The following is a 14,631-nucleotide window of genomic DNA, read 5'->3' on the forward strand; positions in this document are numbered from 1 at the left end:
CCCCGCGTGCGAAGACTTCGAGACGGCCGTCCTGGTTGATGCTCACGGCGGGGTTGCCGGTGAAGCCGCCTGCCATGGGATACCAGCCGTGCCATCCTCCGCCCGGGCTGGTCTGCCAGTTGTGGACCATGGCGCCGCTGTTGTCGCGGATGAAGACCTCAAGCCGACCATCGCGGTTCACGCCCGCGGCAGGATCACCAGCCAGCGCCCCACCCAGACTGGACCAGTTGCTCCAGAACGGTGGATACAGCTGCCTGACTCCGTTGATGTCATCCGAGGTCAGCACCCGATTCACCGCATTGGCAGGAATCCGCGGGAACATGACAGCGCCTGGCACGCGGGTGTGCAGAAGACCGAGGATGTGACCGATTTCGTGGAGAGCGACGCTCTCGACATCGAAAGCTTCCGGAGCGGGCCCAACGGACCACCGATGTTCATCGTCGTCGAAGTGGAGAGGCTTAGGAAGCCTCCGCCCGGTGACAGCACCGCAGTCCGGAGGAAAGTCAGCATGAGCCAGAACCCCGCCGCGCATGTCGTGATCTGGGTCAGCTGCCGGGCGCCAGCCAACCACAATGTCGACGGGCCCGGGCTGCAGCGGCACTTCAGTGAAGGACATCGCAGTTGCCGCACTCCAGGTGCGGAAGGCAGCGCGCACCGCCTGCCGTTCATCGTCGCCCGCGATGTCGTCAGTTCCAACATCGAATGCAAAACTGAGATCGCGTTTCCCCCAGGAACAGGCTGTCGAGAAGGCCAGCCCGCTTGCAACATCCGGTATTCCGCAGCGCGACTGGCTCATCGCATCCCGGGTCACCTCGTCGAACTCGCCGGAAACAGCTATCCCGTTGAACCGCTGAAAAGCCTGCAACGCCTGCGACGTCGGCTCGTCAAGGACTCCGGGATCGAAGGGACCTGGAAGACCCGCCGTGCTGGTGAAGATGGCCTGTACGACTGCCGGTGCTGACCCTTCCCCGGATGAGGAGAGATAGCCAAACCGAACCAGGTAGTCCTGGACAAGTGTCAGAGCTGATGATTTCTCGCCAGCTGCTGCCGTCGGCGCGTCCGCGACTTTTCGCACCTCTGGTAACTCCGTCAACGAATCCCCCAGATGCTCACGGGCCTCAAACGCAATCGAGGCCTCTCGAGTACCGCTAAACCTGCGCTTCAAATGCGCATGCAGCGGAGCGTCGAGTGAAGTGAAGCAGTTGGGTTTCTCACCGTCGAGGCCATCCGACCGACGACATGACAGCCGGCTGCTGTCAAAGTGAAACATACGCGGAACGGCGTAGAGCATGGCTCTGTACGCGCCCGGCATCAGTACGCCACCACTTCACACCGCCGAGGTAGAGCAGGCTACCGAACTGCTGGACCGGCACCAGCACCACCTGGCACCGCCCCCTGCCCAGAACGCCCACCACCATCACGAACCCGAGAAACTGAGCAACCTGACGGAGTCCTGATAGGGCCTATTTCGAAAGTGCATGGATAACTCAAGATCCGCTTTTGGAGCACGGTATCGAGGGTCAAGAGTGCCGTTGAAGGAACTGCACGATCGCGAGGTTCACGCTGTCCGGCTCCTGCTCTGCGGGGTAGTGGCCGGATTGCTCGAGGACGAGTGGGGTGACATCGGTGGCGAGGGTGGCCATTCCGTCCGCGACAGCCGTCCCCATCGCGTGTCTGCCTCCGACCGCCAGGACAGGCGTAGAAATCGGCTGGATGGCAAGAGCTTGGATGTCATGGACATCTTCTGACCTGGTGCGGTAGTAGGCCAGCCCGGCGTCCAGTACGCCTGGAGTGCTGTACGCCTCGATGTAGGCCTGAAGGGTGTCTGGGCCGAGGCCGCTTGGTCCGGCGCTCTGTTCCAGGAACGTGCCGTAGTACGCCGCTTCCCGGCCGGGCACGAGCTTCTCCGCGAGGCCGGGCGTCCGGTTGAACGGGCCGTGCCAGGATGGATAGCAGTCCCGGCCGGCCTCGGGAATCTCGACATCGACACCGGGAAGGATCTCTTCCTCGACCACGAGCCCACTGACCGATTCCGGTGCTTGGGCCGCGATGAGGTATCCGACCGTCGCACCCCAGTCGTGACCGATGACAGCGAAGCGGGTGACGCCCTCCTGTGCCAGCCGTGCCCGGACCCCGTCGGCAAGTGCCGCCTTGCGGAAGTCGGTCACGCCGGAGTCGGGAACGGTGCCCAGCCCGGGAAGCGTTACCCGGACCGCGCTGATGCCGGCGGCATCGAGTGCCGGAATCAGGTGCCGCCAGTGGTCGGACGTGACCGGCCAGCCGTGCAGCAGCACCGCCGTCGGGGTTCGATTCTCGCTCATCGCCCCATGATGCCCTTGCTCCGGAACACGCGTGCGTCCGCCTGGCGCTGATGCAACAGGGTCTGTCGCGGAGGTGCTGGTCACAGCTCACTCGTTGACGGCTGCGACCAACAGTGTCGCCTGATCCCGCGTCTGCGCGGGCAGGAGCGGTTTGCGCGGGAGCCGTAGGCTTTGTCGGCACGGACCTTGTCGGGGGTGGTGCGTGGTCGTCCGGGGCCGGTGCGGGGCACGCGGATGCGTTCGAGGACCGGCTGGAACTGCGGGCTGTCGTGCCGGTGCCCGGCGGTGATCAACAGGGACAGCGGCTTCAGTCCCTGCTCGGTCGCAAGGTGGATCTTCGTGGTCAGACCGCCGCGGGAGCGTCCAAGCCCGTGTTTGTCCGGCTCGGTGTCGATCCCGCCGGGAGGCTCGCGCTGCAGATCCCTTTTTTGCCGTTCATCTCGGCGAGGCCCGCCGTCCCCACGAGGCACAAGCAGTGATGGTGGAGGCCCGGGCTCTGCGTGACCAGCCAGCGCTGACCTCGGAGGAGTAGAGCCAAGTGCCAGCGGTGATACCGCAAGCCCGGTGTCGTCACCGATCAGCACCGCGTGGCGTCGCTGATGCTCTCCACGACGAAGCTCCGGAGGTCATCGCGGACCCCATCAATGTTCCAGTCCGCCTCACCCGGCAGCCGCTGCATCCCGACCGTACAGTCGTCATCTCGGTGGTACACGCGTCGACGGCACCGATGTCTGCGGGGTCGGACCAGTCGCCGCACGCGGTAAGGCCGAGGCCCAGGACGAGTGCGACGGCGCTGACGGTGGCGGTGCGAAGGCGCATGAGTGAACGTCCCCGGGTTCGGGCCAAAGGCCGGTGGATTTACTTGAATTCATCCACTCCCGGCGCACGCCCCCGGTTCCCCCGCCGCGCGCCTCAGCGGGGTGAGGTGACTCACCGGCGCCCAGGGCAACCATGCTCCGCGAGTCGCCGTCCGGGGGCATGTGGACGCAGGAGTGGTCACGGCCGTCGCTTGACATCCCGGTGCACTTTCCGGGGTCACGATGTTCGACACGGCCGACGTCTACTCCAGCGGCGCGTCCGAGGAGGTGCTGGCCGAAGCGATCAAAGGCCGCAGGGACCACGTGATCGTGTCCACCAAGACCAGCCTGCCGATGGGCGACGCCAACGGGAAGACCGGCAAGGTCGAGATGAAGACCGTCTACACCGTCACCAGCCTCACGCCCGAACAGACCACCCTCGCCCAACTGGCCCAACTCGTACAGGAAACACCGGTCAGTGGAAGCCCTGAACCACGTCCGAGACGTGACTTTTACAGAGGACGCCTCACGCGTGCGCACCGGGACCGCGCCTCGGAGCATGGCCGCCCTGCGCAACCTCGCCATCGGACTGATGCGCCAGGCAGGCTGGACGAACATCGCTGCCGCCGCCGACCACTACCGGTCACGCCCCGACCACGCGGCCGCATTACTCGATCTCGCAGCCTGAGAACGCATCAGCCCTGCCCATTGCCATGTCCGGCGAGATGTCGAACAAGATTTCCCCCTCTCTCGTATTCCGCACGAGGCGGAACAACGATTGCCGACCGTAGCGGCGGCTCGGCGATCGGCGGAATAGACCATGCCTGTGGATTCACCGACCGCCTCTGATCACTTCGATCACATTACGGTCATTCATTGACACTTTTGGAGCCGATTTCATCGGCCGAACGGGCATCCGCTGTCAGCAAATTCCTCATCTGCCAACCTGCTCCCTCCCGTCCCGGCATACATGTCGGCTCCCATGCTCCCGCGCTCCTTCTGGATATCGCGGATCCGCCCGCTCATTTCCGCACCATGACTGGTTTTCCTCGTCCGAGCGGTGGCATATTTCTGACCGTGTCCAGGCCCGGCCGGGGGGAGCACCATGGGTTGGCTGGAGAAATGGCGCCTGTCGCCGACGCGTACCGGCGGGGACGGTCTCCGAGGCGCCGGAGGGAACGGGCATTCGCAAGCGGGCCCCACGCACCATGAACCCGAGCGCCTCGCGGCCGAATTGCACGATCTCGCCGGGCATCCGCGGTGCGCGGTGCACGCGGACGCGCTGCGCCGTCTCGCCGACGCGGTACGGACCGGCAACCAGGACGAGTTGTGCCTGTGGGCCGGCGGCGGCCTGGTCGCCGCGTACTGCGGGCCGGACTCGCTCACCGTACCCGCCGCGGCCGAATCGGGCCGGGCGCGGCGGCTGCGACGCATCTCCGCGCTGCCCTCGGTGCTCGTCTTCGTCCCGCTGCTGGTCACCTGGGCGGGGCTGGGGGCAGCCACGTACGCGTACCAGCAGATGCGCGAATCGGATGCGGGCACGGACGGCGGCACCGGCCCGTCCGGCTCGTTCCTCACACTCTGGCAGCAGGGATTCGACGGCAACCTCTGGCCGTTACTGCGCTTCGACATGATGGTCGTCTACACCGTCGTCGCCCTTCTCGCCCTGATGGCCGGCACCGTCTTGAGCCGCCTGTGGGCCCGCGCTGAGGAGACCGAACGGCACCTGTTCGTCCAACGTCTGTCCGGGGCGCTCGCCCAGGTGGAGGCGCTGGCCGCACGCGCCGCACACTCTTCTCCCGCACGCTTCGCCGAGGAACTTTGGGGCGCCGCGGCGGGCCTGCGGACGCTGCTGACCCAGGCGGCCGACGTCCAGGAAAGCGCTCACACCCTGCTTGCGCGTGCGGCGACGGCTGCCGAGCAGCACCTCGACGCCGTCAAGGCGCTGGAGTCGGCCGTCGCGGAGCTGCGCGCGGGAACGTCGGACGTACGCCGGTCGGTGCACTCGGCCGCGCAGGCGGCGGGTGAAGTGGCCTCCGGGGCTCAGCAGCTGACCAACGAGCTGGCCAGGTCCGGCGCCGCGATGGCGAACAGCGTGGACCGGGCCGGACAACTGGCCGCGGACCGGATCGGCGCGGCGGGGAAGTTCGCTGCCGACCGGATCGGCGCGGCCGGGCAGTCGACGGCCGAACGGATCGACAAGGCCGCGCACGAGGCACGGGAGCGGGACGGCGAGGCGGCCGGCCGCGCGGCGGAGTGGATGCGCAGGGCCGTGAACGAGGTGACCGAATCCCTCGACGCGGTGCGGGCATCGAGCGCCGAGTCGACCAAGCTTCTGAACGCGACGCTGAGCGGTCTCGACCGCACCGTGGCGCAGCTGCCGGCCGCCCTCGAAAGCGCCGCGGCCGAGGGGGCCGAGCGCATCGGCGGCGCCTACGACCTGGCGATCGCGGCCCTGGCCGCTGCCCTGCGCGATGAGGTGACCGCTCTGAGCACGGAGCTGGCGGCGCGCATGGCGGAGCTGCGGAACGCGGGCACCGCCCAACAGGACGGCCAGACCCGGATGCACACCCGTCTGCTGGAAGCGGTCGAGCGGTTGCACGACGTACTGCGGTCCGTCGCGAACACCCCGACAACACCCCACCCGGTCGCGGACACCCCGGACGTGCCTCCCTCCGCGCCGCTGCGGCCCCGCACCACGCCCACGAAGGTCCTGAGTCAGCCCGCGTCCGGGGATGAGCAGCCCCCCGCCGAAGCCCCCGGCACAGGCGCCCCACGGCATCCGGCCCAGCCAGAGCCTGGTGACGATCCCCGGACCCGGCAGACGGCGACCGAGGAGGACCGGTGAGCAGGCGTGGGCTGCCGGTAGCGCACCTGGCGGGCTGGCTCTTCGCGGATCTGCTGTTGGTCATGGTCCTGGTGGCGTTGGGCGGGACGGATTGGACAAGGTCCGGCCCGGCCCCCTGCGACCGGTCGCCCTCCCCTCCCTGCACACCGCCGACCACCCCCATACCTTCCACCTCGGCGCCCACCCGGGCCCCAGACCCTCCAGCCCCACCGAGCGGCGGACTGGACCCCGTCACCAAGTCGATCACCGTGCACACCGATCCCGAGGCCCTGATCACTGGCTCGGAGTCGGCCGTGACCGGCCTGAAGAGTGAAGTCGCCCGGAAGGTGAGGAAGTTCCGCGGCGAACGGGCCGCCTTCGTCATGGTCTTCGGCAACGCGGGGCGACTGCCGGGCGGAGCGGTCGACACCCAATCGAGCACGGCCTACGCGGAAGCCGTCGCCAGGCTTCTCCCCTCCGCCGCCCCGCGGTTCTTCCCGCCCTACGACGAAAAGATCATCCGCGGCTACCACAACACGGACCGACGCGTGGCCTCCGGCACCGCCCGCATCGAGCTGTTCTTCCTTCTCCACTGACGCATTGCCCCACTGACCCACGCACCACTGACCCACGCACGACCGACCCACGCACGACCGACCCACGCACCACCGACCCACGCACCACCGACCCACGCACCACCGACCCACGTCCCCACCGACCACCCCACCGCCCCACTCTCGACCGCACTCACCTCGGAGTCGCCATGCCCCGTTCAGCCGCCCCGGCCGCAGCGCGTCACCCAGCGGCCCCGCCCGTCGGTCTCGCCGATCTGCAGCGGTACGTCAAAGACGTCCAAGTCATGCTTCAGAACCAGGAGATGCCGGACACCCCGGAGTGCCACGCCGCCCGGGACCGCGTCCGGGAAGCCGCCCGGGAGCTGTGGGAGCGGGCCACGTCCCCGGTCACCATCGGCGTCGTGGGAGAGTACTCCGTAGGCAAGTCTCTGCTGCTGGGGACCCTCCTCGGCAGCCCCGACCTTCTGCCCGTCGAGGAACGTGCCACCACCGGCAACATCACCGTGCTGTCGCTCAAGGCAGGCGAGCACGGCGGCCCGACCGGCGCCGCCGAGGAGATCGAGGTCCGCTATCTGACCGAGTCACAGCTCAGCCGCTGCGTACAGGACATCCTCTCCAGCCTGATCACCAAACTGGACGAGCGGCACCCGGCACTGGGCGCGGGCAAGGCGCTCGGCGGATACGACCCGGTGACCGATCCGGGCGGCTGGGCACGCTTCGAGAGCTGGTACCCGTGCCTGTGGCCGGCCCCGCCGGGCGCCGCCCCCCGCCCCGTACCGCCCGAGGCCGTGGGCGACACCCACCGGGACACCGTGGCCGAGTTGTGCCGGATCAGGGATGCGTTCCTCAGCCAGCAGCGAGAGGGCGTTCTCGGACAGCGCGTCACCGTCAAACGAGCGATCGCCGACCAGGCCCTGAAACTGCCGACGGAGAGGCTCACTCCCCCCGCGCCGCCCAAGCCCGTGCTCCAGCCGTTCGACCGCGAGAGCGTCAAGAGCGACCCCGAGGCGCTCGGACACAGCTTCCCGTTGATCGAGCGGGTGGTCCAGGAGGTCACGGTGTCACCCGACCGCTGGCCCCTGGGCGGCCTGCTGACCGAACACCCCGTGCAGCTGCTGGACTTCCCCGGGATCGGCGCCGCGGGTTCCTACGGCAGGGACAAGTCCCTGAGCCGGCGGGCACTCGTGGACGTGCACACGATTCTGCTGGTCGTCCTCGCCTCCCGCCCGCAGTCCAAAGGCGCGTCCGAGTTCTGGGACATGCTCCTCGAGGACGGCCGCACTCCGGAGGCCCTCGCCCACGCCGCACTGGTGGCCGCGAACGTCTTCGACCGGACTCATCTTCCGTCCCTAGCCTCCGTGCCGGGTCCTGGACTCCCCATGCTCCAGCTGCTGCGGCACGCGGACGAGCTCAACGGGATCCACGTCCACGGCAACAAATACGTCCGGGGCCGCCAGGACGGCATCGTGGTGACCTCGCCGATTCCCGCGATCCGCCGCTACGAGCTGTCGTACACCAATCTCACCGAGGAGACACGCGACCGCGTCCGCAAGGCCATGGGCACGCTACCGCCCGTCGGTGCCCGCCAGTGGGAACCCATCGCGGCCCGTCTGGAGGAGACGGAGTCCGCCAATCCGTGGACGCCGCGGCTACGCGCGTACGACGAGGACGGGGGCATAGGCCTGCTGCGCAACCTGATCGAGGACCACGTCCGCAAGAACGGCGTGGCGCAGAAGCTGGAACGCGCCGAGGCCTCGCGCCGCAGGCTCGACGCGGCTCTGCTGACGCTGCAACGCCAGGTGCACCGCGCCACCGCGGGCGACAGCGCCGTCTACCGAGAGATCGCGGAGAGGTTCGCCGAGCTGCGCCGTCTGCTGGACCGGCAGGTGCGTCCGGCCCTGCACGCGGTACGGGATCCCGGCACACCGCTCGATCCCGGCTCATCGCCGGTGGGGGGTGCCACGGCGGATCCGCACCGCGACGCGGAGGCCTCGGACGCCCCTGCCCCGCCGCCCAGTCTGGCGGCGACCGCCGCCGCGGTGCACCGGGACGTCTTCCAGTGGACGCAATGGCGCCACCTGCTGGAGCGGGCCGACCGGGACCCGCGGCACCTGGTGACCAAGAGCAGGCCGCCGGTGACCGAGCCCGTGGACGACGAGGATCTACCCCCCGGCTACGACTTCGGCGCGGCCGCCGGCGCACCCGCCGCCGACGAGCCGACGGAGGATAGTTCGGACGTCTTCGTCGACAACTTCGTGCAGACGGTCCAGCACTGGAGCCGGAACGGCACCGACGGGTTGCGGGACTGGTGCCAGGACTGGGCGGACCACTGGCAGCAGGAGTTCGCCGCGCTCCGCGAATGGTTCGCCGACCCGGGCACCGCCACCGTGCTGACGGAGCTGTACATGCGACGGTCCGGCGACGGTGCGAAGGCACGTGCGCGCCTGACACACCTGTGGAACGGGCTCGTACCCGCGAAGGCGGTCGAGAAGCTGATGCCGGCGCTCGGCTACCGGGCGTGGGACACGGCGGAACTCGAACAGTGCTTCCCCGCGCAGCCACATCACGCACTGTCCTGGCACCACTTGATGCGGGACCTCGAGGAGTACCTCGAGGAGCGGGAGCGCCATCCGCTGCGAGTGGTGGAGCTGCGCCAGCACGCGGCGGTCGCCGCCGCCCGGGCGGTCACGGACCACCTGGGTGAACTGCTCGGCGCGGTCGCCGAGAACCTCGTCCCGCTGTACGACCGGGCGTCCGCGGCCCTCCTCCAGGAGAGCGACATCGTGCCCCCGCCCCGGGAGGACCCGCCGCAAGGCTCCGCCGGCGGCCCGGCGGACCGGCCCGAAGGCCCATCCGGGTCCGGGGAGCTCACTGGCTCGCCGGACGGTGACGACGGCACCACGCACGACACGCACGCCGAACGGCCGATCGACCGTCTCGTCCAGGCATGGAGCGTCGACTGACATGAGCGCACTGGAGATCTCGTTCCGCGTCCCGTGCCCTGCCGGGACTGAGTCCCCCGCCTTGGCACCACCCGGCGTCGTGGCCCTCGGCCGGCGCCACTTCCGTGTGTACGCCGGCCATCAGGGCTATGCCCTCCCCGAGGTGCTGGTGGAGCGCGAACCCGGCACCTCGGGCCACCTCTCCGTGCACCTGCCGCCCCGTGTCGAGGTCCGCGCCGAGCATGGAGTGCTCATACCGGCGCAGGTGGCCCACGCCCTGGAGACGGTCTGGACGCCCCAGGACTACACGGTCGTCAGCGTGGATGGGCCCCGCATCCTCTCCCGCGAGGCCGGGCTGCCGGTGAGCCTGGTCCACGGCGACCCCCGTGCAGCGGACTCCGCAGGAACCAGGCCGCCGGAGCTTCGCATCGACGTCCACTGGTCCGTGGAGTACACCGGATCGGCGGGAACGGCCACCGCTGCCGGCAGCGTCACCCTGGAGTTCGCCCCGCCCGGCGAACAGCCGCCGGACGCGGCGGGTGTCACCGCGCAGTCCGACTCCGACGACGAATTTTTGAGGCTGCGGCCCCCGCAGCCCAGCATGGACAGCCTTCAGCAGTTCATCGCGGTCGACCTCGGTTCCACCGCCTCCACGGCGACCGTCTGGGACCTCGGGAGGATCACCCACAAGCTGGTCGATCCCGGCCGGACGGCGGCGTTGGCGGACATGCTCAGCAGGCTGCTGGCGCCTCCTGCCGACTCGCCAGAGGAGTGGCGGAAGGCGGTGGAAGGCATCATGTCCGGCGGCATCGTCCTGGGCCGCCGCGGCGGGCAGCGGATTACCGGCAGGCAGGCCCTGTGCCGGCTGGACGACCCCCATGCGGTGGACGCCCTGATGGTGAAGGTCGAGCAGGCCCTGTGTGAGGACGGCCGGCCCGCGCTGCGGGACTGGCTGGTGCCGAGGCTCTTCGAGGAATACGCCCGCGTCATGAAGGCGCCTGCGCTGGACCGCCAGCGGCTGCGGCCGGTGGACTATACGGATGGCACCGGGGAACGGACCATGGCCCCCGCCAGCGCCCTGGTCGAACAGCCGCCGGAGTTCCACGAGAGCCGGATCGGCCGGGTCGAGCCGGACGGCGGGGTCATGTTCACCAGCTGGCAGGCGCCCGAGGAGCGACGCTTCGACCTGCAGGGTCCGCTGAGGGCTGGCGAGGTCACCGCGATCACCGGCATCAAGCGCGCGCTGCTCCAGCAGCAGCCGCCTCCCCTCGACGGCACGGACATGAGCGCGGTCCATCTTGCCCAGCATCTGTATCTGCGCCTGGTGGAGCGGGCGGAGGAACTCCTGCACCGCCCGGCCGGCCGGGAACGGCCCACCGTCCGGACCGCGGTCATCACCTCCCCGACGACCATCCTGCCGGAGATCAAACTCCGGCTGGAGAAGCTTGTCCGTGCCGGTCTCGGCATTCCGCAGGTGGTCATGGACTACGACGAGGGCCTGGCCGCCAGCCTCTTCTTCGTGATGCGGGAACTCTCCGACAACCAGAACCTCGGTCTGGAGGCCATGCGTTCCCGCTCCCGGCGGGTCGGCGACGACCCGCCGACCTGGCATCGCATCCTGCTCGCCATCGACATCGGCGGCTGTACGACGGACATCGCCCTGCTGCGCCTCGCCCTGGTGGACGGCACACCGGACCTGACGAAGGAGCAGCATTTCGTCTCCGGCCGTGACTACCGGCTGGAGCCCGTGCTGCTCGGCTCGACCGGGCACGGGCAACTGGGCGGAGACCTCTTGACCCTTCAGGTCTTCTACTGGCTCAAGGCGTGCTTCGTCGACCAGTTGCGGCCGAAGGCGTCGCCGACCGCCCCCGGTACGGCGAGCGAGTTCGGGGAGCGCACCCTGTCCACCCGGGTCGCCGAGCAGGCCGCCGACGCGCTCGGCACGATCGTGGCGCCCGACGTCCGGCTGACGCTCGACGAACACCTGCCGACGAACTGGGGCAGCGAGGAGCTCTCGGAGGAAGAACATGAAGGGCTGAAGCGCCGCTTCTCGTCGCTGTGGGCCCTGGCCGAGCACAAGAAGTGCGCGCTGGGCCAGGACGGCGACAGGCCGTCGGACGACACGCTCACCATCACCAAGACGGATGTCCAGGGGATCCTCGACGCGGCCCCGCACCGGCTGGGCCACGTCAAGGAGGTCATCCTCGACCCGGCCGACTTCCGCAAGCTGATGGATCCGGTGCTCAGGCGGGCGGCCGAGATGGGTGCGGACCTCGTCCGCACCGTCTTCGCCCACGTCCACGAGGACAACGCCAAGCGGGTCGCCAAGGGACTGGAGCCAGAGCCCCTGCCGATCCTCGACCAGGTCGTGCTCTCCGGCCGCAGCAGCGCCCTCGACCAGGTCGGGGAGACCGTGACCGACGTCCTCACCAAGGCCGACGCCGGTACGCAGCTACGCCTCGGCTGGAATCCGACGGCGCTGTCCGTGGAAAGGGGCGACATCGCCAAGCAGGCGACCTCGCTGGGGGCCGCCTGGGCCCACTCCACACGAGCGCTGGCGGGGCACCTGGCGCGGCGGGACGAGCTGTCCGCCACGGATCCGTTGATCCGGCTGAGCGAACTCGACATCAGGACCCAGGGGCTGTTCAGCAGCCTGCCCAGCGACTTCGGCGCGGCTGCCGAGGGCGGTGCGAGCGTACTGACGCTGCTGCGGGCCGGGACTCCGTTCGCCGAACTCGACGCACGGGGCCGCCGAGGGGTCCGTACGGGCTGGAGGCCGCTGACGGACATGGTGATGCTGCACCGGGCCACGTCGTCCCGGGACTCCATCCTCTGGGGGAGCTTCAACCTGTTCCTCGCCGCGCATGACGAGTCGCTGCCGCAGCCGCTCGCCGAGGTGTGGGGACGCAAGGACGGCACCGGGGTCAACTACCAGCTGGAGCTGGACCAGGAACTGTTCCCGTACATCCTGCTCTGCCACGGCACTCCCCGTCTGCTGGTCGCCGGGCAGGCGCTGGAGCTGAACGGTGCGCGCCCGGGTCTGGAATTCGACGCCGGACTGGGCAGGTTGGCGCTGCCGGGCAGTATCTGCGTGTCGCCGGGCGAGGCGGGCTCCGGCGGCCCGGAGTTGGTGGAGGTGTTCCCGGCGGCGCGGGACACGGAGGCGTATCTCGGCGCCCTCTTCCACGACACCACGGACTCCGAAGAGCCACCCGTGCCCGGCCGGACGGCGGTCGTCGACGCTCCGCCCCGCGACGGTGGCCACCACTTCTACCTGTTGCGTGAGGAGACGGGGGAAGCCGAGTACCTGGGCCGGCTCCCCGCGCCCGGCGGGACCGAACACCGCGCGACGCTGGACGCCCATGGCCGGCTGCGGCTCCATCGCGGTGCCGTGCCCTACCTGCCCGCCGAGACCCTGCGCGAGGTCGAGCAGCGCCCCGGGCGGGTGCTGCACCGGCCGATGAACAGCGGCACGACGGATTTCAACCCCTATTGGGACCCGTGGACTGGGAGGCACTGATGCCCGACAACGCAGCCGCGGCCACGGCAGCCGGTCACTGGGAGGAGTTCTCGGCGGCCGTGACCGCCTTCCTGCAGGAGGGGCCGTCGGCGACCCTCGACGCCCTGTTGGACGCCCTGGACGCCTGCTGCGTGGAGCTGGGCAAGGTGGGGCCGCACACCGTATACCTCGGCGACGGATTCGCCGTCGTCAACCGTGCCACGACCGCACGTGACGCGCTGGGCTTCGCGATCGCGGAGGCCAAGCGCATGCCCGTCGAAGGGCCGGGCGCGGCATCCGCGGCGAATACGGCGTGGGACGGGACCGAGCGCGTGGGGCCGCGCCAGGACGTCACCGGCAGCGTGTCCGGCCGGAATGGCCTGCCAGGTCCGGGACCGGGCCCGGAAGTCGAACCGAAACCGAAACCGGAAGCGGAAGCGGAAGCGGGGCCCGGGCACCGGCCAGGGCCCGACGTCGCGCCAGACTCCGAATCCGGGACACCGGAGTCCGAGTCGGCGCCGGAATCCGAAACCGTGGCCGCCCGGGAGCCGGACTCCGAACCCCGGCCCGTGCCCGAAGCGGAGGCCGAGACGCAATCCGAAGCCCGTCCCGGACCTGGGTCCGGCCCCGGCCCCGCGCCGGAGCCCGTGGCCCGGTGGGCCTTGCAGCTCGGCGAGTTGCGAGCGGAGATAGCCAAGCGGCATGGCAAGCACCTCGGTTCCCGTGTGTCCGACCCGGGGGACGCGGCCGGCGCCGTGACACCGGCCGCCGAGGCAGCGGCGGCGGCCTGGACGGCGCTGCACCTGACGCTGCTGCGACTGCCGGACGCCACCAAATGGCACACCCGGGCGGCGCAGACCGTACGGGACTGCCTCGGTGCCGAAGCGTCACATGACGATCCGGCCGTGATCGTGCCGGCGGTACAAGGTGCCGAAGAACTCCTGGGTGCCGGTGGCGGCTCGGGACCGCACCGCCTGCGCCAGGAGACCGCGGTGCCCCTGGAGTTGCGCGACCCCGCCGTCCTCCAGCGTGCCGCAGCCGCCGCGCCCTCCGATGTTCTCGAGGCACTCGGCCTCACCGCGGAGGTCATCGAGGTCCTGACGCCCGACGATCCCCGGCTCGCCTGGGCGGTCCGGGCCGGGCAGGCCCTGCTCCTGGCCCGGCTGGATGCGGAGCTGTGTGCCGTCGACGACCTGAGCATGTCTCCCAGCGCTGTCCCGCTCAGGGACGGCAGTCGCCGCAGGGCGTACGAGAAAAGGCTGTGCACCAACCTGAAGGGCGCGGCCGACGCGCTGCGCGGAGACCACTGGACGGACGACGAGCGGCTCGGGCCCGCCCACCGGCTCGACGGGGTGCTGGGCTCCTTGCTGCACTGGCCCCCGGCCGCTCCCGGAAGCTGGTGGTGGCGGTGGCGCCTGGAGGTGGCGGACATCCTGCGACCCCTGGCGCGCAAGGCGGATCACGTACTGGTCGCGGCTCCGGAGACCTGGAAGGAGAGCGACCTCCTCGAACACACCGGCGCCAAGCCCAACATGGGGTGCTCGGCGAGGCAGGGGCCTTTGGTGATGTGGCTGCTGCAGACACCGCTGCGCCGGACCGGCGCACAGCGGACGGACCTCAAGGGGCGGGTGGTCCGCCGTTCCGCACCGCCCGCGACCGGCGGGCTGTGA

9 protein-coding genes and 2 pseudogenes are annotated in these 14,631 nt (G+C 69.9%); 8 read left to right on the top strand and 3 right to left on the bottom strand.

The window, feature by feature from the left end; genetic code table 11:
• Nucleotides 1–1,291 (bottom strand): matrixin family metalloprotease (locus tag ACZ562_RS28995; RefSeq protein WP_471184974.1); only part of this gene is annotated, 1,291 nt, incomplete at its 3' end.
• On the opposite strand from ACZ562_RS28995, the gene ACZ562_RS29000 reads away from it, so the two are divergent.
• Nucleotides 1,290–1,457, top strand: coding sequence for a hypothetical protein (locus ACZ562_RS29000; RefSeq protein WP_471184977.1), 168 nt, complete (start codon nt 1,290–1,292; stop codon nt 1,455–1,457). The two genes, ACZ562_RS28995 and ACZ562_RS29000, sit on opposite strands and share 2 nt — an antisense overlap.
• 63 nt (nt 1,458–1,520) lie before the next feature.
• On the opposite strand, the gene ACZ562_RS29005 is transcribed toward ACZ562_RS29000, so the two are convergent.
• Complete coding sequence (locus tag ACZ562_RS29005) at nt 1,521–2,321, bottom strand: alpha/beta fold hydrolase (RefSeq protein WP_471184979.1); 801 nt, start codon at nt 2,319–2,321, stop codon at nt 1,521–1,523.
• Nucleotides 2,322–2,440: 119 nt separating this feature from the next.
• A pseudogene (locus tag ACZ562_RS29010) lies at nt 2,441–2,689 on the bottom strand (transposase); the annotation flags it as partial.
• Nucleotides 2,690–3,361: 672 nt separating this feature from the next.
• Between ACZ562_RS29010 and ACZ562_RS29015 the strand changes: the two are divergent.
• The 7 genes and pseudogenes from ACZ562_RS29015 to ACZ562_RS29045 all read left to right on the top strand — a co-directional run.
• Nucleotides 3,362–3,427 (top strand): annotated as a pseudogene (locus ACZ562_RS29015) (hypothetical protein); the annotation flags it as partial.
• A 223-nt stretch (nt 3,428–3,650) separates the two neighbouring features.
• Nucleotides 3,651–3,806 carry a hypothetical protein gene (locus ACZ562_RS29020; protein ID WP_471185119.1) on the top strand — a complete coding sequence of 52 codons (156 nt, stop codon included), beginning with the start codon at nt 3,651–3,653 and terminating at the stop codon, nt 3,804–3,806.
• A gap of 579 nt (nt 3,807–4,385) precedes the next feature.
• Nucleotides 4,386–5,966: a hypothetical protein gene (locus tag ACZ562_RS29025; protein ID WP_471184981.1), complete on the top strand. Its 1,581-nt coding sequence runs from the start codon at nt 4,386–4,388 to the stop codon at nt 5,964–5,966.
• Nucleotides 5,963–6,541 (top strand): hypothetical protein, encoded by a 579-nt coding sequence (locus tag ACZ562_RS29030; protein WP_471184984.1) that lies wholly within the window; start codon nt 5,963–5,965, stop codon nt 6,539–6,541. Before ACZ562_RS29025 ends, ACZ562_RS29030 begins: the two co-directional genes overlap by 4 nt.
• A gap of 263 nt (nt 6,542–6,804) precedes the next feature.
• Complete coding sequence (locus ACZ562_RS29035) at nt 6,805–9,483, top strand: hypothetical protein (RefSeq protein ID WP_471184986.1); 2,679 nt, start codon at nt 6,805–6,807, stop codon at nt 9,481–9,483.
• Between the two features lies 1 nt (nt 9,484).
• Nucleotides 9,485–12,982 (top strand): hypothetical protein, encoded by a 3,498-nt coding sequence (locus ACZ562_RS29040; protein ID WP_471184989.1) that lies wholly within the window; start codon nt 9,485–9,487, stop codon nt 12,980–12,982.
• Nucleotides 12,982–14,631, top strand: a complete 1,650-nt coding sequence (locus ACZ562_RS29045; RefSeq protein WP_471184991.1) for a hypothetical protein — start codon at nt 12,982–12,984, stop codon at nt 14,629–14,631. Before ACZ562_RS29040 ends, ACZ562_RS29045 begins: the two co-directional genes overlap by 1 nt.

This window comes from Streptomyces sp. NPDC040410 (assembly GCF_055595715.1).

Coding starts and splice junctions, on each gene's coding strand:
- ACZ562_RS29005 (WP_471184979.1), bottom strand. CDS start 2,321: ATGAGCGAGAATCGAACCCCGACGGCGGTGCTGCTGCACGGCTGGCCG.
- ACZ562_RS29035 (WP_471184986.1), top strand. CDS start 6,805: ATGCTTCAGAACCAGGAGATGCCGGACACCCCGGAGTGCCACGCCGCC.
- ACZ562_RS29040 (WP_471184989.1), top strand. CDS start 9,485: ATGAGCGCACTGGAGATCTCGTTCCGCGTCCCGTGCCCTGCCGGGACT.
- ACZ562_RS29045 (WP_471184991.1), top strand. CDS start 12,982: ATGCCCGACAACGCAGCCGCGGCCACGGCAGCCGGTCACTGGGAGGAG.
- ACZ562_RS29000 (WP_471184977.1), top strand. CDS start 1,290: ATGGCTCTGTACGCGCCCGGCATCAGTACGCCACCACTTCACACCGCC.